Raw genomic sequence first — 24176 nt, forward strand, 5'->3', positions numbered from 1 at the left:
CGGGGGCTCGACGCGTCAGAGCTTCTCGACCGGCGCGTACCGCAGCAGCAGCCGCTTCGGCTTGGTGTCACCGAAGTCGATCGTCGCCTCGGCGTTCGCGCCCGTGCCCTTGACCGCGACGACGGTCCCCAGCCCGAACTGGTCGTGTGTCACCCGGTCCCCGACCGCCAGGGAGACCACCGGCTTCTCCGAGGTCCGACGCGTGGCGAAGCCGGACGCACCCGAGGCCGACGAACGCGAGCGGGACGACGACAGCGAGGCCGCGACCCCGGAGACCGGCCCGGCCGGAGCCGCCGGGGCCCCCGTCCGCTTCCACTCCACGTGCTGGTCCGGGATCTCCGCCAGGAACCTCGACGGCGGGTTGTACGACGGCTGCCCCCACGCGCTGCGCAGCGTCGAGCGGGTCAGGTACAGACGCTCCCGCGCACGCGTGATGCCGACGTACGCCAGGCGCCTCTCCTCCTCCAGCTCCTTGGTCTGGCCGAGGGCGCGCATGTGCGGGAAGACGCCGTCCTCCATGCCGGTCAGGAAGACGACGGGGAACTCGAGGCCCTTGGCGGTGTGCAGGGTCATCAGGGTGATGACGCCGGAGCCGTCCTCGTCCTCGTCCGGGATCTGGTCGGAGTCGGCGACCAGGGCCACCCGCTCCAGGAAGTCGGAGAGCCCGCCCGACGCCTCGTCCTCGCCGGACTCCTGCTCGAACTCCAGGGCCACGGCGGCGAGCTCCTGGAGGTTCTCGATGCGGGTCTCGTCCTGCGGGTCGGTGGAGGCCTGCAACTCGGCCAGGTACCCGGTGCGTTCGAGGACCGCCTCGAGGACGGTGGCCGGTCCGGCACCGGACTCGACGACCGTACGGAGGTCCTCCATCAGTGTGTTGAACCGCTTGACGGCGTTGGTCGACCGCGCGGCCATGCCGTACGCCTCGTCGACCCGGCGCAGCGCCTGCGGGAAGCTGATCTTCTCGCGCTGGGCGAGGGCGTCGATCATGGCTTCCGCGCGATCGCCGATGCCCCGCTTGGGCACGTTGAGGATGCGCCGCAGCGGCACGGAGTCCTCGGGGTTGGCGAGCACGCGCAGGTAGGCCAGGACGTCCCGGACCTCCTTGCGCTCGTAGAAGCGGACTCCGCCGACGACCTTGTAGGGCAGGCCGACGCGGATGAAGACCTCTTCGAAGACACGGGACTGGGCGTTCGTGCGGTAGAAGACGGCGACATCGCCTGCCTTGGCGTCGCCCGCGTCCGTGAGGCGGTCTATCTCGTCGGCGACGAACTGCGCCTCGTCGTGCTCGGTGTCGGCGACGTAGCCGGTGATGCCCGCGCCCGTGCCCGCGTTGGTCCACAGGTTCTTGGGACGGCGGGACTCGTTGCGCTCGATGACCGCGTTGGCCGCGCTGAGGATCGTCTGGGTGGAGCGGTAGTTCTGCTCCAGCAGGATCGTCGTCGCGTCCGGGTAGTCCTCTTCGAACTGGAGGATGTTGCGGATGGTCGCGCCGCGGAAGGCGTAGATCGACTGGTCGGCGTCACCCACCACGCAGAGCTCGGCGGGCGGGATGTCGTACTCGCTGGGCGGTACGTCGACGGGGTGCTCGGAGGTGCCGACGAGCTCGCGGACCAGGGCGTACTGGGCGTGGTTGGTGTCCTGGTACTCGTCGACGAGGACGTGCCGGAAGCGGCGGTGGTAGTGCTCGGCGACGTCCGGGAAGGCCCGCAGCAGGTTGACCGTCGTCATGATCAGGTCGTCGAAGTCGAGGGCGTTCGCCTCCCGCAGCCGCGACTGGTAGAGGGCGTAGGCCTGGGCGAGGGTCTTCTCGAAACCGTCGGTGGCCTGCGCGGCGAAGTCCTCCTCGTCGATCAGCTCGTTCTTGAGGTTGCTGATCTTGGCGCTGAAGGACTTGGGCGGGAAGCGCTTGGGGTCGAGGTCCAGATCGCGGCAGACCAGGGCCATCAGGCGCTTGGAGTCGGCGGCGTCGTAGATCGAGAACGACGAGGTGAAGCCGAGCTTCTTCGACTCGCGGCGCAGGATGCGCACGCACGCGCTGTGGAAGGTCATCACCCACATCGCGTTGGCGCGCGGGCCGACGAGCTGCTCGACGCGCTCCTTCATCTCGCCCGCGGCCTTGTTGGTGAAGGTGATCGCGAGGATCTGGCCCGGGTGCACGTTCCGCTCGCCGAGCAGGTGGGCGATGCGGTGGGTGAGCACACGGGTCTTGCCGGAGCCGGCGCCGGCCACGATGAGCAGCGGGGAGCCGGAGTGCACGACGGCGGCGCGCTGGTTCTCGTTCAGCCCCTCGAGGAGCGCGGCCGGGTCGATCGCGGGGCGCGGGGCGCCGTCGCGGTAGTAGGCCTCCCGGTCCGGTGGCACGTCGAACTTCCCGCCGAACAGATCGTCCGGGATCGGCTCCGGTGCGTGATCGTCGTCGGGCGGCGGCGGAGGCTCTTCCCCGTGGCCCTTCGGGGCCTGGAGGTCCGCCAGGAAGCTGTCGTCAAAGAGGCTGCTCATCGCTCTACGAGTCTAGGGCGCCCCACCGACAACCCGCCGCCACCCCGAGAACATCCTGGAAATCCCGCCCTCGCACCCTGCGGAACCACTCCGTCACAATCAGCGACGAACCCGCTTCGCGGGCGCAAATAATCCCAAGTCGCCACATACATCTCCACATGGGCCCCAACAGGTGAAGCCCTGACCTCAGGTCACGAAAATGTATCGGGCATATCACCCATCAACCTTCACAGGGGCCACACCAGTTGGCTACCGTGCCGGGCAGGCCGTACGACCCCCACCGGCGAACCTCGTCGGGCCGCGCGGCCTCCGCCGAGTCCGCCCGCGCCGCAGTGCCGGCCGGAGCCGGGGACCCACCGAGACCTTGGGGTGAATCGGCCCGGCCCCCTGACAGGGGGCAGGCCGTAGGGCAACCCTTCCGAACCACCCGCCCGAACCCGACAGCTAACCCGGTAGGCGGAACATGGAAGGAGCGCCTCCTTGGCGTCGCAGCACCGCAAGCCCCGCTCCCCGGGTACGCGCGTGGCGGGCATACGCACGCCCGCCCTCGCCACGGCCGCCCTCACCTCCGTGGCCCTGCTCTCCCAGACGGCGAACGCCGCCCCCGCGGACGACAAGCCGAGCCTCGAAGAGGTCGAGAAGAAGGTCGACGACCTCTACCGCCAGGCGGAGTCCGCGACCGAGAAGTACAACGCGGCCAAGGAGAAGACCGCGACCCAGCGCAAGCGCGTCGACACCCTCCTCGACGACGTCGCCCAGCGCGCGCAGAAGCTCAACGAGGAGCGCGAGCGGCTCGGCGACTACGCCGCGGCCCAGTACCGCACCGGCGCGGCCGCGCCCGACACCGCGACCTTCCTGCTGGCGGACTCCCCGCAGGACTACTTCGACCAGACCCAGCTGATGGACCGGATGACCGGCCGTCAGAAGAAGGCCGTCGACGACTACTTCTCCGAGCAGTCGGCGACGATGAAGAAGCGCCAGGAGGCGAGCGAGAGCCTCGCCACGCTCACCGACTCGCAGAACGACCTCAAGACCGCCAAGGCCACCGTCCAGAAGAAGCTCGCCGACGCGCGTGGTCTGCTGTCGAAGCTGACGGCGGAGGAGAAGGCGCGGCTCGCGGCGATCGAGAAGCAGAAGCAGGAGGCGGCCGCCCGCAAGGCGGCGGAGCTGGCGAAGCAGCAGGCGGCGGAGCAGAAGGCCCGCGAGGAGGCCGCCGCCCAGCAGGACAGCTCGTCGTCGTCCTCGTCGTCATCCTCCTCGTCGTCCACCTCGACGGCCCCCGCCGACTCCTCCTACGCCACCAAGGCCGACAAGGCGCTCGCCTTCGCCCGCGCCCAGATCGGCAAGCCGTACGTCTGGGGCGCCACCGGCCCCGACTCCTACGACTGCTCGGGACTCACCCAGGCCGCCTGGAAGGCTGCCGGAGTGGACCTCCCCCGCGTCACCTACGACCAGGTCAACGCCGGCACCACGGTCTCCCTGTCCAACGCCCAGCCCGGTGACCTGGTCTTCTTCTACGACGACATCAGCCACGTCGGCATCTACATCGGCAACGGCATGATGATCCACGCCCCGAAGCCGGGCGCGTACGTCCGCGAGGAGTCCATCTACTACGACGGCGAGTCGACGATCCACAGCGTGGTGCGGCCCGCCTGAGGCAGTGGACCGCACACGCGCGGGCGTGGGGCTCTGTCCCGCGCCCGCGCGTATTTCGAGGTGCACGCGCGCGTGGCCCGCTCGCACAGCGCACCGCGCTCCTTAGCATCGGCCCATGCCCCCCTCCTCCCCCCTCCGCGCCTGGTGGGCGCGGCGTTCCCCGGCGGCCGGGGCCGCGGTGATGGCGACCGGCGTCCTGGCGGTCGGCTTCCGGTCGGCGGGGTACGGGGTCCTGGCCCGGATCGCCCTCGCGGCGACCAGTGCCGCATGGCTGGCCCTGGCGGCCCACTTCACCGTGCGGCTGCTGCGGGAGCGCGAGCGGTGGGCGGCGGAGGCGGCCACCCCCGGCGCACTCACGGCGGTCGCCGCGACCACGGTCCTCGGCACCGGCTTCTCGGTCCTGGGACAGCAGACCGTCGCGGCGGCGCTGCTGGCGCTGTCGGTCGTGCTCTGGCCGGGTCTGCTGTTCTCGGTCGTCCTGCACTGGCGCCGGCGCATGACCGGGTCGGTGTTCCTCGCCTGTGTGGCCACGGAGGGGCTCGCCGTCCTGGCCGCCACCCTCGCCGGGGCCGAGGCGACGGCCTGGCTCGCGCAGGCCGCCCTCGTGCTGCTCTGGCTCGGCCTGCTGCTCTACTGCGCCGCGCTGTACTGCTTCGATCCGCGGCAGGTGACCAAGGGCGCGGGTGACCAGTGGGTCGCGGGCGGCGCGCTCTCCATCTCGGCGCTCGCCGGGTCGAGGCTGCTCGCTGCCGGCAGTGCGCGCCTGTACCTGTGGAACGACGACGACGGCGGTGTCCTGCGCTCGGTGACGGTCGGACTGGTCGTGCTCGACCTGTGCTGGTACGTCGTACTCGTCGTCGCCGAGTGCGTCCGGCGGCGACCGCACTACGACGAGCACCGCTGGTCCACCGCGTTCCCCATGGGAATGACGGCGACGGCGCTGCTGTCCGTCGCCGCCACCCTCGACGTCCCGTGGCTGAAGGGGCCGGGTCAGGCGCTGCTGTGGATCGCGGTGGCGGTGTGGCTGGCCGTCGCCGCGGGCGCGGTGCGGGCGGCCGGGGCGGCCGTCCGGGCCGAGGTCACGTCCACAGCACCGCGATGAAGATGTTCGCCGTGGTCAGGGCGCCCACCAGGGCGAACAGGCCCTTGTCCACCTTCTCGTCGTCCCGCTTCACGTAGACGAGCCCCAGGATCACGATCAGCAGGGCCAGCTTCACACCGATCTTGATGTTGTTCACCGGCTGGTCGTCGGCCTGGTTGAGGCCGACCAGGATCACGCCCGTGACCAGCATCGTCAGCGCGCCGTGCAGCATCGCCGGGACGAAGCGGGCGGTGCCCCGTCCCATCGCCTTCATCTGCGTGAGGAAGCCGCCGAGGAGGGAGGCGATGCCGATGATGTGCAGGCCGACGAAGAGATGGATGAGTACGTCCATGGAGTGGGAGCCTAATCAGAGGCCGCGGGACGCCCGACACCGGCCCGGTCACGGCAGGCCCGGAGGCGCTGCATATATGCGCCCCATAGCACTCCGTCCCGCCCACAGGTCCAGGATTCCCCACATCGGTCATCGCTCCGCGTGAAGGAGACGCACCCAGAACCGGATCACGGTCACTTACGGTCACCCTTCGGTCCGCTCGCACCAGTTCCGCACAACGCGTTACCAAGCCGACACAACGGCCTAGCGTCCTCCCCAGGTGACCGGCTCCCCACCGCCGCCCGGGCCAGGGGCGGCAGTCGGCCACCACCGCCGAGAAGGTCCGGCGGCGGCTCGCTCCCCCTGTGCAGGCCGCCGCCGGACGCGGGAACCGTCCCCGGCGGTCGTACGTCCGCTCCGCTCGCGGCTACGTCCCCTCGACGGCCGTACGCCCTCCCCGCGTACGGAGATGGCGGTCGTACGAAAGGACGTGCAGTCCCCATGGCAGCGCACCGCAAGCCCAGACAGCGCTCGCTCGGCGGCAATACGGCCCGGACGGCCGCCACGCTCGCCATGGCGGGAGCCGCGACCGCGACGGGCTTCGACGGAACCGGACACGCAGAGCCGAACCTGACACCGGCGCAGGTCGAGGCCAAGGTGAACCAGCTGTACCAGGAGGCGGAGGCCGCCACCGAGAAGTACAACGGCGCCAAGGAGAAGACCGAGGCGACCGAGCGCCGGCTGGGCTCACTGCGGGACCAGGCGGCACGCAGGACACAGCGGCTCAACGAGGAGCGGGAGGCGCTGGGTTCGATCGCCGCGTCCCAGTACCGCAGCAACGGCCTCGACCCGGCACTGCAACTCGCCCTCTCCGACGATCCCGATCAGTACCTCCGGGGCGCCGCCTTCGCCGAACGGGCCGGCGACCGGCAGGCGGGTGCCGTCACACGCGTCCGCAAACAGCTGCGCGAGATCGAGCAGTTGCGCGGAGCGGCACGCCTCGAGCTGACCTCGCTCAGGTCGCAGCAGGCCCAGTTGCAGCGACACAAGAAGACGGTCACCGGGAAGCTGGGCGCCGCCCGGCGGCTGCTGTCCCGGCTCAGCGCCGAGGAACGTGCGCGGTTCGGCACGGGCGGAGCGGGCACGGACCCGGCCTCACGCGACGCGACGGGCGCCCGCGACAGCCTGGCGGCCCCGGGCTCGGCGACCGCCGCCGCGCCCAACTCCCGTGCCGCCGCGGCCGTCTCCTACGCCTTCAGCAAGCTCGGCAGCCCCTATGTGTGGGGTGCGACCGGTCCCGACTCCTTCGACTGCTCCGGCCTCGTCCAGGCCGCGTACCGCTCCGCCGGCCTCTCCCTCCCCCGCACGACCTACACCCAGATCAACGCGGGCCGCCGCGTCTCCCGCTCCGAACTCCTCCCTGGCGACCTGGTGTTCTTCTACTCCGGAATCACTCACGTCGGGATCTACATCGGCAACGGCCGCATGATCCACGCCCCGAACCCCTCCGCCCCGGTCCGCCTGGCCCCGCTCGACGAGATGCCGTTCGCGGGGGCTGCGCGGGTGGTGTGAGGGAGGAGCGGGGTCTCCCCCGCCCCCACGCAGGCTTCAGACCAGTCGCCGTGCCGTCGCCCAGCGGGTCAGCTCGTGGCGGTTGGAGAGCTGGAGCTTCCTGAGCACCGCGGAGACGTGCGACTCGACGGTCTTCACGGAGATGAACAGCTGCTTGGCGATCTCCTTGTAGGCGTAACCCCGGGCGATGAGACGCAGCACCTCGCGCTCGCGCTGGGTGAGGCGGTCGAGGTCCTCGTCGACCGGCGGGGCGTCGGTGGAGGCGAAGGCGTCCAGGACGAACCCGGCGAGGCGCGGGGAGAAGACCGCGTCGCCCTCCTGGACCCGGAAGACGGAGGCGACGAGATCCGAGCCCGTGATCGTCTTCGTGACGTAGCCGCGCGCTCCCCCGCGGATCACACCGATCACGTCCTCCGCCGCGTCCGAGACGGACAGGGCGAGGAAGCGCACGGGCTGTTCGGGGTCCGCCATCAACGGGGCGCAGCGCCGCAGCACTTCGACCCCGCCGCCGCCCGGGAGGTGGACGTCGAGGAGGACCACCTCGGGCCGGGTCGCGGTGATGACCGTGACCGCCTGGTCGACGTCCGCCGCCTCGCCGACCACCTCGACGCCGGTCTGCTCGGTCTGTCCGATCTCGGCCTGCACGCCCGTACGGAACATGCGGTGGTCGTCGACGAGGACCACCCGGACTCGGCGTCCGGCCGCGCCGCCCGCGCTGCCCGTCGACTGCTCGGGCTCGGCCGTCTCCGCCGCTCCCGCCGTGGTGTCGTGCTCGGTCGGGTCGCTCATGACGTCTTCTCCGCCCTCTCCATCTCCAGCTCGACCTCCGTGCCGCCGTCGGGCACCGCGCGCAGCCGCGCCGTGCCGCCGTTGCGTTCCATGCGGCCGATGATCGATTCTCTGACGCCCATGCGGTCGGCGGGTATCGAATCGAGGTCGAAGCCCGGTCCGCGGTCCCGCACGGACACGAAGACCGTCCTGCCCTCGACTTCCGCGTAGACCTGCACTGCGCCGCCCTCGCCACCGTACTTGGCGGCGTTGACCATTGCCTCACGCGCTGCCTGCATCTGCGCGCCGATCCCGTCGTCGAGCGGGCAGTCGCCCACGACGACCACCTCGATGGGGACGCCGTGCTTGTCCTCGACCTCGGCGGCGTTGCGCCGGACCGCGTCGGCGAGGGTGGACGGTTCGTCGGCCTCGTCCTTGCCGGTGCCCTCGGGCTTGTAGAGCCAGGTGCGCAGGTCACGCTCCTGGGCACGGGCGAGGCGGCGCACCTCGCCCGCGTTCTCCGCGTTGCGCTGGATCAGGGTGAGGGTGTGCAGCACCGAGTCGTGGACATGGGCGGCGACCTCGGCGCGCTCCTGGGCCCGGATGCGCATCAGGCGTTCCTCGGAGAGGTCCTGCGTCATGCGCACGAGATACGGCCCCGCGAGGAGCGTTGTCCCGACGAGGACGGCGAGGGCGGCCTGCAGGACCGAGCCGAGGTGGGCGGCGGAGCCCTGCAGGACGAAGATGCCTGAGACACCGGCGGTGACGAGGAGGACACCGGCGCCCGCGCGCAGCAGCGTGAGCGTGCGGCGGCGGCTGCCCACCTCGACCCAGCGGGCCCGACGGGCATTGTCCGCCTGACGCCAGACGAGGGCGACGCCCGCACCGACGAGCACCGCGGGCAGCAGATACACCTTGGCGCCGCCGCTCAGGTTGACGCTGCCGACGAAGACCATCGCCACGACGACCATGAGCAGCAGGGCGACGATCTGGCCCTTGTCCGGCTTGCGCGCGACGAACCGGCGCCGGCCGTCGGACGAGGTCTCGGCGGTGACGAGGGACGGTGGTCTCTGGTCGCCCACACCGCCGACGCCGAGCGGCACGAAGAACCAGAACGCCCCGTACAGCAGCGCGCCCAGACCGTCCGCCATGAACAGGCCGGCGAAGACGAGCCGCACCCAGATCACGGGCAGCCCGAGATGCCCGGCGAGCCCTCGCGCCACCCCACCCAGCCAGCGTCCGTCGCTGCTGCGGTAGAGCTTGCGCGGGGGCCGCGGTTCGGCGGGTGGCGCTGCGGCGGCTTCCGGCATGGCATCGATGTTCACACGGGCGGCGGCCCGGAGCATCAGGGTCGACCCCTAAGGCGCCCCTGATCTTCGAACGGCGGGTCCGTCGAACGTTTCCCCGCACCGGCTCAGGGGCGATATCAGGGTCCGACCAGGGTCGTTCCGACTGCCGCCGGGGCGCCTCGCCCGTCACCATGGACGCATGACCGATCACCAGCACGCCGCGGACGCGGTGCCCGAGGAGGGCGCCGCGGACGAGGCATCCGTCCACGCACCCCGCACCGCCGGTGACGCCGGTGGGGCGCCCGGGGCCGACGGGCCCGGTGCGGCGGGCGTGCCCGCGGAGGCCGGCGGCCCGCTCCGGTTCCGTCGGGACCGGCGGCAGAAGATGATCGCCGGGGTGTGCGCGGGACTCGGGCGGCAGTGCGACATGGACCCGGTGATCTTCCGGATCACGCTCGCGGTCCTCTCCGCCACGGGCGGCATCGGCCTCATCTTCTACGGCTTCGCCTGGCTCTTCGTCCCCTACGAGGGCGAGGAGCAGAACGAGGTGCGCAGGCTCCTCACCGGCCGGGTGGACGGCCAGGCGCTGGCGGCCGTGCTGTTCGCCCTGGTCGGCTGCGGCGTCTTCCTCTCCATGTTGAAGAACGGCGGCGTGCTGACCTTCGCCGTCGTCCTCTCCCTCCTCCTCGCGGGCGCCGGGTACTGGTCACCGAGACGCGGCGCGCCCGACCCCGACCCGCTGGCCGCACAGGCCGCCGCGGACGCACCCCCGGAGGCCCAGGCGCCGCCTGTTCCCGCCGCCTACCCGTCCTGGTGGCGCGAACCCATCGTCAAGGACGGCACCCACGTCGGGGGCACCGGCTACCTCTGGGGTCCCAGCGACTCCGCCGACCGGGACGTCGCGGCGGCCGTCGCCATCGGCCTCGGCACCGAGGGGCGTCAGCACGCGGACATACAGGCGCTGCGTGCCCGGCCCCGGCAGAAGCCGCGCGGCCCCCGCCGGATCGGCGGCTGGGTGTTCCTGCTCGCGCTGCTCGCGGGTTTCCTCGGCACCCGACTGACCTGGGACGATCATCCGCTCGGCACCAGCCTCCAGACGGGGCTGTCCTTCGCGTTGGTCGTCTTCGGGGTGGGCATAGCCGTCAGCGCGTTCCTCGGCCGAGTGGGAGCCGGGTCGGTGTTCCTGGCGGTGGTGACGGCGGGCCTGCTCGCGGCTTCGGCGGCGCTGCCCAAGGACATCGGAACCCAGTGGATACGTGAGACGTGGAAGCCCACCGCGGTGACGGACGTGCGGCCGAAGTACGACCTCGGCACCGGTGTCGGCACCCTCGACCTGTCCCGGCTCGGCCCGGCCAAGGGGCGGACGGTGACCACGCGGGCCGAGGTGGGGATGGGCCGGCTGCGGGTGATCGTGCCGCCGGACGTGACCGTGCGGCTGAACATCGACGTGGGCCTCGGCGACATCCAACTGCCGGGCGACGACGCGAAGGACGTGGACGTGCAGCCGGGCAAGGACAAGAAGCTGACCCTGGTGCCGGTCTCGGGCGCCGGCAGGAGAGGCGGCACGCTCGACCTCGATCTCCGGGTCGGCGTGGGCCAGGCGGAGGTGAGCCGTGCTGCGTCATGAGTTCCAGCCCGGGAGGCTGGTCGCCGGTGTGTTCCTCATCCTGGCGGGCGTCCTGTTCGCCGGGGACGCGGACGGCCTGTGGGACACGCCCTGGTTCGTGATGATCCCGGTCGTCGCCGGCGGCCTCTGCCTGGCCGGTGCGGTCGGCTTCCTCACCCGCTGGATACGCAGACGCCGCCCACCCGCCGCGGAGCCTGCGTCACCGCGGTCGGCGGGACCGGTCTGAGACCCCGATCCGAACGGATCTTTCCGGAAGAGGCGGAGCGAGGCCTACCGGTACCCGCCGCCCCGCCGCCGCTTCCGGATGACGGCGTCCACGGAGAGAAGGGGAGCGCCGGCCAGGACGAAGGGGAGCCAGGCCATGAGGTAGGGAAGATCATTGCCGTAGTAGTACGGGTCCGAGGCCCAGCTGACGGTCAGCCACAGACTGAGGGAGATCAGCGCGCCGCCGAGTGCGGCGATGCGGGTGAGGAGGCCCAGCAGGGCGCCGATGCCGACGGCGAGTTCGCCGAAGGCCATGGCGTAGCCGAAGCCGACGGGGTTGTTCAGGGCCATGTCGACGAGGGCCGGGATGGCCGAGGAGTCCCGGACGGCGCGCATCGTGTCACCGATCGAGCCGGCGCCGGAGTCCTTCAGGAAGGCGCTGTCGGTGAGTTTGTCGATGCCGGCGTAGATGAAGGTGATGCCGAGGAAGATGCGGAGCGGGATCAGGGCGTAGCGGGAGGCGGTGTCCCGCCAGCCGTGGTCCCCGTCGAGATAGGGGGTGTGGGTGTCTGAACGCATGCCGTGAGTCATGGCTCCTAGCCGCCTCTCCGCCGCCGTGACATGGCCCCTCGAGAGACCTTACGTACGAAAGGGAGGCGCTGCTCACCCCTCTCGTTCACACTGACAGCTTTTTGACAGAGAGGACGGCCCGGCTCACTCCGTCACATCGATCATGTACCGGTTCGTCTCCACACCCGCCGCGGTCACCACCTGGACCTCGACGCGCCCCGGCTCCACGTCCGCGGGGACGGGCACCGTCAGGACGGCGTCGGTGGGGTTGCTGAAGCCGCCGGTGACCGGGACGAGGGGGACGTGGACGTTGACGGGGCCGATGCGGACCACCATCCGGGACAGCCGGTCGGCGGCGTGGGCGCCCAGGGGCACGAAACCGGCGCCGCGGATCTCGATGTCGTCGCCGGTGCGGATCGGGGCATCGAGGTCCCCGGCCTCCCGCGCCCGCACCACGGAGAGGATGACGGGACGACCGCCCTCGGCGTACTTCCCCGCCAGATAGGTGGCCGCCGACACCAGCACCACCACCGAGAGCCCCCACGGCAGGTCGGGCAGCTGGTCGGGGCGGCGGGCGAGGCGCACCGCCGCGAACGCCAGGGCGACGGCGCTGATCACGACGTACTGGATGTCGGCGAAGGTGCCCCGGCCGGAGTCGTCCGTGAGCAGGTCGGCGGCGCGCGGCCGGTCGGCCCTGACCTTCTGCAGCCGCTGTCCGAGCACGCGCAGCCCGACCACCCTCCGTACCAGGACCGCGATCCCGCAGACCACGGCGAGGACGGTCACCACACCGGCGCCGCGGGCCAGTTCGAGCCCGGAGATCAGGGCGTCGCGCCGGGCGTTGCCGGAGGCGGCGGCCAGTTGTCCGACGAGCACGAGGACCGCGTAGGCCACGAACACCACCCAGGCCGTGGCGACCGCGCGCGAGGTGGACAGGCGGTTGTCCTCGCCGATGACGGGCGCCAGCGCCCCGCCCCGGGCCCGGTGGAACCAGGACGCGGCCGTCAGGGCGCCGCCCACCAGCAGCGCGGCGAGCAGTCCGGCGGTGCGTGCCGGCGTCCAGCCGGCGCCGATCGCCGTGAGTGCCTGGACCAGGAGCAGCAGGACGACGGAGGCCCAGACGGTGAACGCGGTGCGGCCCCACAGGCGTGCCAGCCAGGCGGTGCCCTCGGCCCGGCCGCGCTCGGCGACACGTTCCGCGGACTGTGCCAGTTCCTCGGAGACCCACTGCCGGGAGGCCGAGGCCGAGTGGGCCACGGCGGCGGGCAGTCCCTGCCCGGCCGCGAACTCGTCCCGTTGCAGCAGGAACTCGGCGACCGCGCGCCGGTGTCCCGCGCGTGCTCCGTGCGGGCAGTCCCCGCAGGTGCAGCCGCCTCCGTGCGCGCCGATGTCCGCGCCCTGTCTCGCCTCTTGGACCGCCACGTCCGCCGCCCGCCTTCCCCACGAACCAAGCGCCGACGGCCCCCGCGCAACCACCGGTCACCGCCGCACGTCTCCCGTGCCACACCCCTGCGATGACGCGAATTGTGCCCTACGTTCCGGGGTGCGCGTCCGGCAGGTGTGGTCAGTGCGGGTGAGGGTCGCGTCGCCGTATTGACCGGGCCGCGCGAACTTCGATATGGCCGGGAAGATTCGGCGGGACGGCTCCACGGGACGTCTAGCTGAGCAGGCCGGGTTCGCTGCGGCTGATGTCCTGCCACAGCGGCTGGTAGTTGATCCATGCCACCAGGTCGCCGCCGAGTTGTTCGCGGGTCGCCACGGCCAGCTTGTGGTCGATGAGGACGGGCCGTCCGGCCGCCCGGGCCGTGAGCTGGACCTGGCTGGACCGCTCCATCGACAGGAACCACCAGGCCGCCGCGTCGACCGAGTCGCCGACGGTCAACAGACCGTGGTTGCGCAGTACGAGCGCCTTGCGGGAGCCGAGCGCGGACGCGATGCGCCGGCCCTCCTCGGCGTCGACGGCGACGCCGGTGTAGGAGTCGTAGAGGGCGTGGTCCTCGTAGAAGGCGCAGCTCTCCTGGGTCATCGGGTCGAGCAGGTCACCGAGGGCGGCGAGGGCGCGGCCGTGCACGGAGTGGCAGTGCGCGACCGCGACCACGTCGGGGCGGGCGGCGTGCACCTGGCTGTGCACGGTGAACGCCGCCTGGTTGATGTGGTAGCGGCCGTCGATCACCTGGCCGTCCGAGTTGGCGAGAACCAGGTCGCTCACGGTGACGTGCTTGAAGGGCATCCCGAAGGGGTTGACCCAGAAGCAGTCGCTGAACTCCGGGTCACGCGCGGTGATGTGTCCCGAGACGCCGTCCTCGAAGCCGAACCGCCCGAAGATCCGCAGCGCGCCGGCGAGCCGTTCCTTGCGGTGCCGGCGTTCGTCCTCGACCGTGTCGTGCATCGGCGGCATCGCGAACTGCAGCTGGTCGGTGGGCAGTGGCAGGGGCGGCGTGGGCCCGTGCATAGGTCCTCCAGCACTGGGTTGCTTTACGGGGCGGAAGTTACCGTCGGTCAGCCCAAAAGGGCAGGGGTGTTTTGTAAAGATGACGCGCCCAAGCACTGCCCGAGCGCATGCAACCCTTGCCGCGGCTCACTGGTCTGGTGTGCGGAATCCATAATTCAGCGACACCTTTCAGCCATCCGGAGGCTTCCGTGAGCATCGCCGACCGGCACATCACCGCTCTCATGCGGCAGATCTCGACCCGGGACACCATTGAGCTCGTCCATCCCTTCGCCGAGTGGCAGACCTTCGGCGCGCTCGGGTACATCGCCGAGTGCTACGGCTACCGGTACGCGGACGTCCGCCTGGTCGGCAAGCACAAGATCGCGCACGTGTACCTCGTCCCCGACCCGAGCCCCTGGGCGCAAGCGCGTGCGGCGGCCAACTGGGCGGCCTTCCCCGACCCGGGCCCCGGCCGCCCGGTGCCCGGCATGTACCTGGGCTCGCTCACCCCGATTCCGGAGACGCAGAAGGACGTCGATCTGATCACGACGGTCATCCGGTACGACGGTCTTGGCGCCGCCGCCAACCGCAAGCAGCTGCTGACCATGGCGTGGGCCTTCCCGCTGCTGTTCCTGTTCCTGGCGGTGGTGACCGGGGTGTACGCCGTCCTGATCCCGCTCGCCGTCCTGATGCCGGTGTTCCTGCTGGGCGCCCTGCGCATCAACGGCTCCCGGCGCGCCAAACTGGCCGCGCAGCTCACGGCGGCGGGCTGCACACAGATACGGGACGAGTCGGGGCGTGAACGATTCGTACGCCCCATCCCTCACGGAGTGTAACTCTGCGAATACCAGACAGTGGTTGTCGGGTATCGGCGCCACACTCGCCGTATGACAGCGAACTGGGCGACTTTCGCCGCCGCCGAACCCGACCTCGCCGCTCTCGTCCAGGAGCGCTTCGGCGCCTTCACCCACCACGTCCTCGCCACGCTCCGCAAGGACGGCTCCCCGCGCACGAGCGGTCTGGAGGTCCGGTTCCTGAACGGCGAGCTGTGGCTCGGGATGATGCCGAGCTCGCTCAAGGCGCTCGACCTGCGCCGCGACCCGCGTTTCGCCCTCCAGGCCAACCCGGGCGAGGGCACGGGGATGGGCGGCGGGGACGTACGGATCGGCGGGGGGGCGGTGGAGGTCGACGATCCGGCGGTGAAGGGCGTGTACATAAAAGAGGTGGAACCGCCGGAGCCGTTCCACCTCTTCCGCACCGAGCTGACGGAGGTCGTGCGGACCTACGTCGAGGACGACAAGTATCTGGTCACCCAGGTCTGGAAGCCCGGAGAGCCGGTGCGGACTCTCAGGCGCACGTAGCGACTACTCCCACTCGATGGTGCCCGGCGGCTTCGACGTCACGTCGAGGACGACCCGGTTGACGTCCCGGACCTCGTTGGTGATGCGGGTGGAGATCCGCGCGAGGACGTCGTACGGCAGCCGCGACCAGTCGGCGGTCATGGCGTCCTCGGAGGAGACGGGGCGCAGGACGATCGGGTGGCCGTAGGTGCGGCCGTCGCCCTGGACGCCGACGGAGCGGACGTCGGCGAGCAGGACCACCGGGCACTGCCAGATGTCACGGTCGAGGCCGGCCGCCGTCAGCTCCTCGCGGGCGATGGCGTCGGCCTCGCGGAGCAGGTCGAGCCGCTCCTTGGTGACCTCGCCGACGATCCGGATGCCGAGGCCCGGGCCGGGGAACGGCTGGCGCTGGACGATCTCCTCGGGCAGGCCGAGCTCCTGGCCGACCATCCGGACCTCGTCCTTGAACAGCTTGCGCAGCGGCTCGATCAGCTGGAACTCGAGGTCCTCGGGGAGGCCGCCGACGTTGTGGTGGGACTTGATGTTGGCCGTGCCGGTACCGCCACCGGACTCGACCACGTCCGGGTACAGGGTGCCCTGGACGAGGAACTCCACCGCCGGGCCCTCATCCGCGATGATCTCGGCCTGGGCCTGCTCGAAGACGCGGATGAACTCGCGTCCGATGATCTTCCGCTTCTCCTCGGGGTCGGAGACCCCCGCGAGTGCCTCGAGGAACCGCTCCTCCGCGTCGACGACCTTCAGCTGGACGCCGGTCGCGGCCACGAAGTCCTTCTCGACCTGCTCGGTCTCGCCCTTGCGCATCAGACCGTGGTCGACGTAGACGCAGGTCAGCTGGGAGCCGATGGCCTTCTGGACGAGGGCCGCGGCGACCGCGGAGTCCACGCCGCCGGACAGACCGCAGATCGCGCGCTTGTCGCCGACCTGCTCACGGATGGCGGCGACCTGCTCGTCGATAACGTTGCCGGTGGTCCAGTCCGGCTTCAGGCCCGCGCCCCGGTACAGGAAGTGCTCCAGCACCTGCTGTCCGTGCGTGGAGTGCATCACCTCGGGGTGGTACTGGACGCCGTAGAGCTTCTTCTCGTCGTTCTCGAAGGCGGCGACCGGGACGACGTCCGTGGACGCGCTGACGGTGAAGCCCTCGGGGGCGGCGGAGCAGGCGTCGCCGTGCGACATCCACACGGCCTGCTCGGCGGGGGTGCCCTCGAAGAGGGTGGAGCCCGGCTTGCTGACGTGCAGGTCGGTGCGGCCGTACTCACGGGCGCCGGTGTTGTCGACCGTGCCGCCGAGGGCGGTGGCCATCAGCTGGAAGCCGTAGCACATGCCGAAGACGGGGACGCCGGCCTCGAAGATCGCGCGGTCGAGGCGGGGGGCACCCTCCTCGTACACGGACGAGGGGCCGCCGGAGAGGATGATCGCCGCCGGGTTCTTGGCGAGCATCTCCGCGACCGGCATGGTGCTCGGCACGATCTCGCTGTAGACCCGGGCCTCGCGGACTCGACGGGCGATGAGCTGGGCGTACTGCGCACCGAAGTCGACGACCAGGACGGTGTCGGGGGCGGCGGCAGCGGGAGTCGCTGATGACACGGGGGCCTTCCGGCGGTGGGGCGGGGTCTCTGTGCTGGCCAATTCTACCGAGTGGGTGCGCGGCCGGTCCCAACGCCGACCTCACCATCGCGTCTCATGATGTGAACCGCGTTGGACCTCACCCTGCGGCACGGCATACTGACCGCATGCTCACGCACACGACCTTCCTCTTTACCTATGGCACCGGGCCCACCGGCTGCCATGGTCGTGCTGCTTGAGCAACTGACAAGCGACTTCCCAGGCGCCCCGGGCCGACAAGGTCCGGGGCGCCTGGTGCTTTCCGGACCTTGCCGCTCCGGGGCACCCCTCACCGAACCGACGAGGAGCCCCCATGACCGCCATCGACGTGACCGGCGCCCGCACCCCCGAGGCCTCCGACCTGATCAGCGGCGCACGCGAGCGCATCGACGCGCTGGACGACCGGATCATCGGTCTGATCCAGGAACGGATGGCGGTGTCCGCCGTCATCCAGGAGGCGCGGATGACCTCCGGCGGGCGGCGCGTGAACCTCTCCCGCGAGATGGAGATCCTCAACCACTACAGCGAGGCGCTGGGCAGGCCGGGGACGTCCCTCGCCATGACGCTCCTGGAGCTGTGCCGGGGTCGCATCTGAGTTCGCACTTCTTCTCACCCGTACGGCGCGTGACCGCACGCAGGCCGGTTCGTTGGTCGGGGTGTCCGCGCCAGCCAGGGGCGGCGCGCAAGAACCACGCGTGGCTCACTGGAGCGATGAGGCGTGCGGAACGTGCCGTGCGCTGTGGGACCTCGCTCCAGAAGTGACCGGACGGCAGGGGACAGCAGCCCGGTCACCCCTTTGAACGGTCGGCTCCGGGGACGCCCGGGGCCGACCGGCGAAAAATGCAAAAATGCATCAAGGCCGGGCCAAACGGTTGCGGAGGCCGCGTCCATCCAGCACGATGCGTAGAAGGATCCCGAGCGTCTCTCGGAAGTCCGCCAAGTCCCGTCGCGGACAACCGCGTTGCGATGCCCAATGGTGTCGCGGCGCACCGCCAGACCGCCAAAGGTCGAGACCACCCAGGCGCCCCGTGTGCGCCGGGGCGCCGACCACAGCACGCCAGGCAAGCGGCGCAACCCCCCGGCGCCGCTCCCGAGGCACCGGCGCTGCCCTGACGCTGGTGCTGACGAAGAAGGGCCCCGCGGCTCCGTCCCGCGGGGCCCTTCGCTCTGCGTGAGCTGCTTGTACCTTGTCTGAGGGCGGGCCCGGGTCAGACCCGGGACACCGTCCCGCAGTCCGCCGAACCGTCCTCGTCGAGTCCCTTGCTGCGGTCGTACGGGTCGGTCGTCGGACCGGTGGGCGAGGGGCCGGTGGACTCGGTGCGGGAGAACTCCGGGTGCAGATAGCCGTCGTAGACGTCGCAACTGGAGTTGCCGACCTCCTGGTCGTGCTTCAGGACGGCGAGCCGGCCGGGGGTGGCGTCGTAGTGGGCGGGGTCGGAGAGTTCGACGTCGAGGACGCGGCGCACGATGGTGCGGGTCACCTCGGTGGAGCCGTCGGTGCGGACGACGGGGTAGACGAAGGTGTAGTCGGCGTGCACGGCGACGCCGTTGTACGCGCCCTTCTTGAAGGTGACGCGCCCGCGCGTCTTGACCACGTCGCCCACGAGGCGGACCTCGTCGGGGTCGAACCGGCTGAACATCTGGAGCGGGTCGCGCTTCTTGCTCGGTGAGCGCAGCCCCGCCTTCAGGTGGTCGACCAGGTTGGGCTGCTTCGGGTCGAGCACACCGAGCGCTGCCGTGGGCCGCTCGCCGCGCAGCACCTTGGGGTCGAGGTTCGCCCCCACGACCAGCTTCCTGGTGAGCCGCAGCGCCTGCTCCACGCGCTCCTTGGAGGCACCGCCGACCGCTCTCGCCTTCGGCAGGACGATCCCGGCCTCACCGTCGGCCCAGCGCAGGGCGGGGGAACCGGCGAAGGGCGCGTCGAGGGTCGGGGTCTGCGGCGGGGCCTCGGCGGGCGCGTCGGTCGGGGCGGCGGTCTCGGCGGGCAGCGGAGAGGCGGCGACATCCGGCCCGCCGGTGCCGAAGGGGTCACCGGGCAGCAGGGACGGCTTGAGTGCCACGGCCACGACAGCGACGGCGGCGACCACCCCGACCGCCGTCCAGACCCGCCTGCGGCGCACCTTCCGCCCGTTCATCTCCTCCCACGTGGGCCCGGCCCGCCACCCCGCGGGCGTCTCTCCGCGAGCGTCCTGCTGCCGTAACCGCTCCGCCACGATCCGCGCCCGGGCGGACGGCTCCTTCGGAGCGTCGCCCACCGCCCCGCTCTCACTGTCCCGGAGGAACTTCTCCCATTCCTCGTCGGGTATCGAGTCCCCTGCTGGTCTCTCGGTCACGCCCCCGTGCCTCTCTGCGAGTTGGCCATTGGCGGTAGAGCGTACGACAGCCGGACAGCACCACATGCCGGTGAGCCAGGTCACATAAAAGTGGTGTGAGGGAGGACAACCCTTCACTGGACTCGTGGATCAAACCATCGGAACCACGGGCCACTCCCGCGCCCCACACGCGGAGGCCTCCCTATGAACCACCGAGGTCTTCATGAAGTTTCGCCGCGCCATGGCCACTGCGGCCGCGACGGCCGCAATAGCCCCCCTCGCCCTCCTCTCGGCGCCCGCCGCCTTCGCCGAGGAGCCGTCCTCCACTCCGAGCAGCACGACGTCGGCCACCGAGAGCTCCTCCGCCTCCGCGAGCACGTCGGCCGGCGAGTCCGCGTCCGCGAGCACCTCCGCGTCTTCGTCCACCTCCGCGTCCTCGTCGGCGAGCGCCTCGTCGTCGGCGAACCCGGTGGCGCCGACCACGCCCACCGGTACACCCACCAGCACGCCCACCACGAGTGCGCCCGGCGTCGAGCCGTCGGGGTGCCCCATCGACGAGGACGGCACCGACAAGGACTCCCAGCTGAGCCTCGCCGTCTCCGGCCTGCCCGGCAAGATCGTCGCCGGCAGCGGCTGGCACAACTTCGCGTTGACCGCCGCCAACCACAGCGACACGTCCCTCGGCACCGTCCAGTGGCTCGCGCTCGTCGACAACGACTCTCTGAGCGACGACGAGAACGACTGGCTGAGCACCTACGCCAAGCTCGAGTACTTCGACCCCAAGACCAAGTCCTGGCAGTCGATCGCCGACGTGGTCGGCAACGGCATCTTCTTCGGTCAGACCAGTCTTGGTCCCAAGAAGACCGTGACCATCAAGCTGCGCGTCGACATCACCGCGAAGGCGCCCGTCGGTGACGGCTTCACCGTGGGTCTGGGCGGCTACGTGGACGAGGAGAAGAACTGCGTGCACAGCGCGTACGGGCAGTTCGAGTTCACCGTTCTCAAGCCCGGCAGCAGCAACGACAACCCCGGTGAGGCCAAGCCCGGCAAGGGCCAGAAGCCGGCCGGCGGCAAGACGCCGCAGGGCGGGTCCAGCGAGATCCCGGCCACCGGCAACCTCGCCGAGACCGGTTCCAGCTCCGCTCTGCCGATCATCGGGCTCGTCGGTGGTGTCGCCGTCGTCGCCGGTGCGGGGGCCGTGTTCGTGGTGCGTCGGCGGAAGACCGGGGCCGACGCGTAAGGGTTGACGCAAGACGGGGAGAGGGACTTGCGCTCGGAGGGGAGCGCGAGTCCCTCTTTCTTTTGCCACGCCGGGCTGCCGCCTACTTCTTCGGCGGTACCGCCGGCATCCCCAGGAACGGCAGTCGCAGCGCGCCGAACGCGTCCGCGGGGACCGTCGGGGACTGGGGTTCCACCGGCTTGAGGCGTTCGTAGGCCGCTCCCTGGGCGGGGCGGGGGTCGGTCTCGCCCTTGTTGGGCCAGAAGGACATCGCACGCTCCGCCTGGGCGGTGATCGTGAGGGACGGGTTCACTCCGAGGTTCGCGGAGACCGCGGAGCCGTCGACGACGGAGATGCCGGGGTGGCCGTAGAGGCGGTGGTACGGGTCGATGACGCCGGTGTCGCGGGAGGAACCGATGGGGCAGCCGCCCAGGAAGTGGGCGGTCAGAGGCGTGCCCATCAGCTCGCCCACGTTGGAGCCGGCGAAGCCGTTGATGTCGGCGGCCAGGGCTGACGCGGCCTCCGATGCGGCCCTGATCTGCTTGGGGTTGGGGGCGCCGTGGCCCTGTCGGGCGGTCAGCAGCCCCTTGCCCGCGCCCGTCGGCTTCAGGTACGTCGTCAGGGAGTTGTCCAGCGACTGCATCACCAGGCCGATGATGGTCCGCTCCGACCAGCGCCGGTTGGACAGGGAGCGGAGGACGAGCAGGGGGTGGCGGGCGGCGTTGCCCAGCCAGCCCAGCACCCTCGACGAGCCCTCCGCGTAAGGCACCTGAAGGATCGACAGGCCACCCATCGCGTTCGAGCCCCTGCCGTAGCGGACCGGCTCGATGTGGGTGTTCTCGTCCGGGTGGATGGAGGACGTGATGGCGACTCCCCTGGTGAAGTCGGCCTTCGGCTCGCCGGTCACCTTGCGGTAGCGCCGGTTGTCCGTCTGCGCTCCCACCAGCGCCTCGGAGTTGGTTCGGGTCAGCTCGCCCAGGCGGTCGGAGAGGTACGGCAGCTGTCCGTTCGCCTTCATCCGGTGGAGCAGGGTCTGGGTGCCGTAGGTGCCGGCCGCCAGGACCACCCTGCGGGCGGTGAACGTCCGCCCCTTCGACTTGCGGTCCTCCGTGGGCAGCGTGGCGATCGCGTAGCCGCCCCGCGAGTCGTCGGTCACCGACACGACCGTCGTCATGGGGTGCACGACCGCGCCCGCCTTCTGAGCGAGGTGGAGGTAGTTCTCGTTCAGCGTGTTCTTCGCGCCGTGACGGCAGCCCGTCATGCACTCGCCGCACTCGGCACAGGCCTTGCGGGAGGGTCCCGCCCCGCCGAAGTAGGGGTCGGGCACCTCCTCCCCCGGCTTCGCCCGCACCGTGCCCCCGGCGTCATCGCCGTCGCCGAAGAACACCCCCACCGGCGCCATGTGGAAGCTGTCCCCGACACCCATCCGCTCGGCGGCCGCCTTCAGATGGACGTCCGACGGGGTCATCGTCGGGTTCAGCCGTACGCCGAGCATGCGCTGCGCCTGGTCGTAGTACGGCTTCAGCTCGTCCTGCCAGTCGGTGATGTCACGCCACTGGGGGTCGTCGAAGAAGGGCTTCGGCGGTACGTAGAGGGTGTTGGCGTAGTTGAGGGAGCCGCCGCCCACGCCCGCGCCGGCCAGGACCATGACGTTGCCCAGCAGGTGGATGCGCTGGATTCCGTAAAGGCCGAGCCTGGGGGCCCAGAGGTAGTTCTTCAGATCCCAGGAGTTCTTGGGGAGGGTGGCGCGGGTGTAGCGGCGGCCGGCTTCCAGGACGCCGACGCTGTAGCCCTTCTCGGTGAGGCGCAGGGCGGTGACCGAGCCGCCGAAGCCCGATCCGACGACGATGACGTCGTAGTCGTAGGCGGGGGTGTCCTGGGGCACGTTTGCTCCTCGTCGAGTGTCCGTGCGGGCCGGATGTGGTGGGTTACTTGAACCGGAACGCCTTCATCAGCCGCAGGCTCCTGCTCATGAACTGCGCGTACTTCTCGTCGTCCATGCCCAGGGACGGCGCCATCGGGAGCAGGCGCTGCTGGGCGACGGTCTGGGCCTCGGTGTACTTGAGGATGCCCTCGGAGCCGTGGCGGCGGCCGAGGCCGGAGTCCTTCATGCCGCCCATGGGGGACTGGACGCTGCCGTAGGCCGGGGCATAGCCCTCGTTGACGTTGACGGTGCCGGTGCGCAGCCGGGCGGCGACCTCGCGGCCGCGGCGGCCGTCCTTCGTCCAGACCGACGCGTTCAGGCCGTACGGCGTGGAGTTGGCGAGCTCGATCGCCTCGTCGTCCGTGGCGAAGCGGTAGATCGAGACGACCGGGCCGAAGGTCTCCTCCGTGCACACGGACATGGGTGCCTCGACGCCGTCGAGGATCGTGGGCTCGTAGAAGTACGGGCCGATGTCCGGGCGGGCCACGCCGCCCGCGACGAGCTTCGCACCCTTGGCGACGGCCTCGTCCACGTGTCGCCGCACCGTCTCCAACTGGCGTTCGCCGACGAGCGAGCCCATGTCCGCGCCGTAGGCGAGGGAGGTGCCGAGGCGCATGGCCTTGGTGCGGGCGGCGAAGCGCTCGACGAAGGCGTCCGCGATCGACTCGTGGACGTACAGCCGCTCGATGGAGATGCACAGCTGGCCGGCGGAGGAGAAGCAGGCGCGGACCGCGCCCGCGGCCGCCTTCTCCACATCGGCGTCCTCGAGGACCAGCATCGCGTTCTTGCCGCCGAGTTCGAGGGAGACGCCGATCAGACGGTCGGCGGCGCCCCGGGCGACCTCGCGGCCGGTGCGGGTGGAACCGGTGAAGGAGACGTAGTCGGCGTGCTTGACGACCTCGGGGCCGACGACGGGGCCCTCGCCGAGGACGACCTGGAAGACGTCGGCGGGCAGGCCGGCCTCGACGAGCAGGTCACGGGCCCACAGGGCGGTCAGGCAGGTCTCCGTGTCCGGCTTCATGACCACCGCGTTGCCCGCGACGAACGCCGGGAGCGCGTCGCCGACCGACAGCTCCAGGGGGTAGTTCCAGGGGGCGATCTGGCCCACGACCCCGCGCGGGTGGCGCAGTTCGGTGACCTTGGTCAGGGTGGGCATGGCGCCGGCGTGCCGCTTGGGCCGCAGGTAGGCCGGGGCCTTGCGGCCGTAGTGGCGGGCCGCGACCGCGACGGCCTGGACCTCCTCGTGGGCGTGCAGACGGGCCTTGCCGGTCTCCAGCTGGATCAGGTCGAGGACTTCGGCCTGGCGCTCGAGGACCAGGTCGTGGAAGCGGAGCAGCACGGCCGCCCGCTGCCGTACGGGGGTCTGCGCCCAGACCGCCTGGGCGGCGCGGGCCCGCTCGTAGGCGAGGACCACGTCCTCGGGTGTGGACTCGGGCAGGTCGGCGAGCTTCTCGCCGGTGAACGGCGTGTGGTTGGCGGTCCGGCCGGAGCCGGTCACACCCTTGGTGAGCTGGGCGACCAGTTCGGGGGTGACCACGTCCGCGGCGGTGCGTACGCCGATGGGGGCGGGAGCGAGGGGGTTCGTGCCGGTGGCGGGAGCGCCCGTCGTCTCGGTGCCGGTCTTCTCGGGGGCCTGCGAGTCCGTCATGCGCGCAGGGTATGACGCGAGGAGGACTTTGGGTACCCGCCGGTAATAGGGATTCACCGGGTGCACACATGGCGCCAGTGGT

21 protein-coding genes and 1 riboswitch are annotated in these 24176 nt (G+C 71.0%); of the genes, 9 read left to right on the forward strand and 12 right to left on the reverse strand.

Annotation, left to right across the window (positions count from 1 at the left end):
- Positions 1–15 precede the first annotated feature (15 nt).
- On the reverse strand, positions 16–2499 hold the full coding sequence (pcrA, locus tag IG99_RS34695) for a DNA helicase PcrA (protein ID WP_037681240.1): 2484 nt from the start codon (positions 2497–2499) through the stop codon (positions 16–18).
- Between the two features lie 315 nt (positions 2500–2814).
- Positions 2815–2973, forward strand: a riboswitch (cyclic di-AMP (ydaO/yuaA leader).
- Between the two features lie 6 nt (positions 2974–2979).
- On the opposite strand from pcrA, the gene IG99_RS34700 reads away from it, so the two are divergent.
- Positions 2980–4155, forward strand: coding sequence for a C40 family peptidase (locus IG99_RS34700; protein WP_037681242.1), 1176 nt, complete (start codon positions 2980–2982; stop codon positions 4153–4155).
- A gap of 115 nt (positions 4156–4270) precedes the next feature.
- On the forward strand, positions 4271–5257 hold the full coding sequence (locus IG99_RS34705) for a tellurite resistance/C4-dicarboxylate transporter family protein (protein WP_037681245.1): 987 nt from the start codon (positions 4271–4273) through the stop codon (positions 5255–5257).
- Here the strand turns inward: IG99_RS34705 and IG99_RS34710 are convergent.
- A complete protein-coding gene (locus IG99_RS34710) occupies positions 5235–5588 on the reverse strand; it encodes a hypothetical protein (protein WP_037681246.1) in 354 nt (117 codons plus the stop codon). The two genes, IG99_RS34705 and IG99_RS34710, sit on opposite strands and share 23 nt — an antisense overlap.
- Positions 5589–6068: 480 nt before the next feature.
- On the opposite strand from IG99_RS34710, the gene IG99_RS34715 reads away from it, so the two are divergent.
- On the forward strand, positions 6069–7139 hold the full coding sequence (locus IG99_RS34715) for a C40 family peptidase (RefSeq protein ID WP_037681249.1): 1071 nt from the start codon (positions 6069–6071) through the stop codon (positions 7137–7139).
- Positions 7140–7175: 36 nt separating this feature from the next.
- Here IG99_RS34715 and IG99_RS34720 read toward each other — a convergent pair whose 3' ends face one another.
- Positions 7176–7928 (reverse strand): LuxR C-terminal-related transcriptional regulator, encoded by a 753-nt coding sequence (locus tag IG99_RS34720; RefSeq protein WP_037681253.1) that lies wholly within the window; start codon positions 7926–7928, stop codon positions 7176–7178.
- A complete protein-coding gene (locus tag IG99_RS34725; RefSeq protein WP_037681343.1) occupies positions 7925–9217 on the reverse strand; it encodes an ATP-binding protein in 1293 nt (430 codons plus the stop codon). Before IG99_RS34725 ends, IG99_RS34720 begins: the two co-directional genes overlap by 4 nt.
- Positions 9218–9395: 178 nt before the next feature.
- Here IG99_RS34725 and IG99_RS34730 point away from each other — a divergent pair, with 178 nt between their 5' ends.
- Together IG99_RS34730 and IG99_RS34735 are read left to right on the forward strand one after the other, a co-directional pair.
- Positions 9396–10823 (forward strand): PspC domain-containing protein, encoded by a 1428-nt coding sequence (locus IG99_RS34730; protein ID WP_037681256.1) that lies wholly within the window; start codon positions 9396–9398, stop codon positions 10821–10823.
- Positions 10810–11049: a hypothetical protein gene (locus IG99_RS34735; RefSeq protein WP_037681258.1), complete on the forward strand. Its 240-nt coding sequence runs from the start codon at positions 10810–10812 to the stop codon at positions 11047–11049. Before IG99_RS34730 ends, IG99_RS34735 begins: the two co-directional genes overlap by 14 nt.
- Positions 11050–11093: 44 nt before the next feature.
- Here IG99_RS34735 and IG99_RS34740 read toward each other — a convergent pair whose 3' ends face one another.
- The 3 genes from IG99_RS34740 to IG99_RS34750 all read right to left on the reverse strand — a co-directional run bounded on the left by IG99_RS34740 (position 11094) and on the right by IG99_RS34750 (position 14049).
- Positions 11094–11618, reverse strand: coding sequence for a DoxX family protein (locus IG99_RS34740; protein ID WP_037681260.1), 525 nt, complete (start codon positions 11616–11618; stop codon positions 11094–11096).
- A 123-nt stretch (positions 11619–11741) separates the two neighbouring features.
- Positions 11742–13019 (reverse strand): hypothetical protein, encoded by a 1278-nt coding sequence (locus IG99_RS34745; protein ID WP_037681263.1) that lies wholly within the window; start codon positions 13017–13019, stop codon positions 11742–11744.
- Positions 13020–13254: 235 nt separating this feature from the next.
- Positions 13255–14049, reverse strand: a complete 795-nt coding sequence (locus IG99_RS34750) for a class II aldolase/adducin family protein (RefSeq protein ID WP_037681266.1) — start codon at positions 14047–14049, stop codon at positions 13255–13257.
- A gap of 188 nt (positions 14050–14237) precedes the next feature.
- Between IG99_RS34750 and IG99_RS34755 the strand changes: the two genes are divergently transcribed.
- Together IG99_RS34755 and IG99_RS34760 are read left to right on the forward strand one after the other, a co-directional pair.
- Positions 14238–14864, forward strand: coding sequence for a hypothetical protein (locus IG99_RS34755; RefSeq protein WP_037681267.1), 627 nt, complete (start codon positions 14238–14240; stop codon positions 14862–14864).
- A gap of 51 nt (positions 14865–14915) precedes the next feature.
- Positions 14916–15389, forward strand: a complete 474-nt coding sequence (locus tag IG99_RS34760; protein WP_037681269.1) for a pyridoxamine 5'-phosphate oxidase family protein — start codon at positions 14916–14918, stop codon at positions 15387–15389.
- A gap of 3 nt (positions 15390–15392) precedes the next feature.
- Here the strand turns inward: IG99_RS34760 and guaA are convergent, their stop codons facing one another.
- Positions 15393–16973, reverse strand: coding sequence for a glutamine-hydrolyzing GMP synthase (guaA, locus tag IG99_RS34765; RefSeq protein WP_037681271.1), 1581 nt, complete (start codon positions 16971–16973; stop codon positions 15393–15395).
- Between the two features lie 331 nt (positions 16974–17304).
- Between guaA and IG99_RS34770 the strand changes: the two genes are divergently transcribed.
- Positions 17305–17586, forward strand: coding sequence for a chorismate mutase (locus tag IG99_RS34770; RefSeq protein WP_037681272.1), 282 nt, complete (start codon positions 17305–17307; stop codon positions 17584–17586).
- A 613-nt stretch (positions 17587–18199) separates the two neighbouring features.
- On the opposite strand, the gene IG99_RS34775 is transcribed toward IG99_RS34770, so the two are convergent.
- The gene (locus IG99_RS34775) at positions 18200–19324 is read right to left on the reverse strand and encodes a hypothetical protein (protein ID WP_037681274.1); all 1125 of its coding nucleotides are present in this window, start codon (positions 19322–19324) and stop codon (positions 18200–18202) included.
- Positions 19325–19453: 129 nt separating this feature from the next.
- On the reverse strand, positions 19454–19786 hold the full coding sequence (locus IG99_RS50765; RefSeq protein ID WP_234312059.1) for a hypothetical protein: 333 nt from the start codon (positions 19784–19786) through the stop codon (positions 19454–19456).
- On the opposite strand from IG99_RS50765, the gene IG99_RS34780 reads away from it, so the two are divergent.
- Positions 19773–20543, forward strand: a complete 771-nt coding sequence (locus IG99_RS34780; RefSeq protein ID WP_234312060.1) for an LAETG motif-containing sortase-dependent surface protein — start codon at positions 19773–19775, stop codon at positions 20541–20543. The two genes, IG99_RS50765 and IG99_RS34780, sit on opposite strands and share 14 nt — an antisense overlap.
- An 82-nt stretch (positions 20544–20625) precedes the next feature.
- Here IG99_RS34780 and IG99_RS34785 read toward each other — a convergent pair whose 3' ends face one another.
- Complete coding sequence (locus tag IG99_RS34785; protein ID WP_037681278.1) at positions 20626–22407, reverse strand: GMC oxidoreductase; 1782 nt, start codon at positions 22405–22407, stop codon at positions 20626–20628.
- A 43-nt stretch (positions 22408–22450) separates the two neighbouring features.
- Positions 22451–24094, reverse strand: coding sequence for a succinic semialdehyde dehydrogenase (locus tag IG99_RS34790; RefSeq protein WP_037681280.1), 1644 nt, complete (start codon positions 24092–24094; stop codon positions 22451–22453).
- Between the last annotated feature and the right edge of the window lie 82 nt (positions 24095–24176).

This window comes from Streptomyces griseus subsp. griseus (assembly GCF_000720255.1).
In the GTDB taxonomy this organism is placed as follows: Bacteria; Actinomycetota; Actinomycetes; order Streptomycetales; family Streptomycetaceae; genus Streptomyces; species Streptomyces griseus_I.

Excerpts from the sequence above, each read along its gene's own strand:
- pcrA (WP_037681240.1), bottom strand. The coding sequence starts at position 2,499 with ATGAGCAGCCTCTTTGACGACAGCTTCCTGGCGGACCTCCAGGCCCCG.
- IG99_RS34705 (WP_037681245.1), top strand. The coding sequence starts at position 4,271 with ATGCCCCCCTCCTCCCCCCTCCGCGCCTGGTGGGCGCGGCGTTCCCCG.
- IG99_RS34710 (WP_037681246.1), bottom strand. The coding sequence starts at position 5,588 with ATGGACGTACTCATCCATCTCTTCGTCGGCCTGCACATCATCGGCATC.
- IG99_RS34715 (WP_037681249.1), top strand. The coding sequence starts at position 6,069 with ATGGCAGCGCACCGCAAGCCCAGACAGCGCTCGCTCGGCGGCAATACG.
- IG99_RS34720 (WP_037681253.1), bottom strand. The coding sequence starts at position 7,928 with ATGAGCGACCCGACCGAGCACGACACCACGGCGGGAGCGGCGGAGACG.
- IG99_RS34725 (WP_037681343.1), bottom strand. The coding sequence starts at position 9,217 with ATGCCGGAAGCCGCCGCAGCGCCACCCGCCGAACCGCGGCCCCCGCGC.
- IG99_RS34730 (WP_037681256.1), top strand. The coding sequence starts at position 9,396 with ATGACCGATCACCAGCACGCCGCGGACGCGGTGCCCGAGGAGGGCGCC.
- IG99_RS34740 (WP_037681260.1), bottom strand. The coding sequence starts at position 11,618 with ATGACTCACGGCATGCGTTCAGACACCCACACCCCCTATCTCGACGGG.
- IG99_RS34750 (WP_037681266.1), bottom strand. The coding sequence starts at position 14,049 with ATGCACGGGCCCACGCCGCCCCTGCCACTGCCCACCGACCAGCTGCAG.
- IG99_RS34760 (WP_037681269.1), top strand. The coding sequence starts at position 14,916 with ATGACAGCGAACTGGGCGACTTTCGCCGCCGCCGAACCCGACCTCGCC.
- IG99_RS34770 (WP_037681272.1), top strand. The coding sequence starts at position 17,305 with ATGACCGCCATCGACGTGACCGGCGCCCGCACCCCCGAGGCCTCCGAC.
- IG99_RS34790 (WP_037681280.1), bottom strand. The coding sequence starts at position 24,094 with ATGACGGACTCGCAGGCCCCCGAGAAGACCGGCACCGAGACGACGGGC.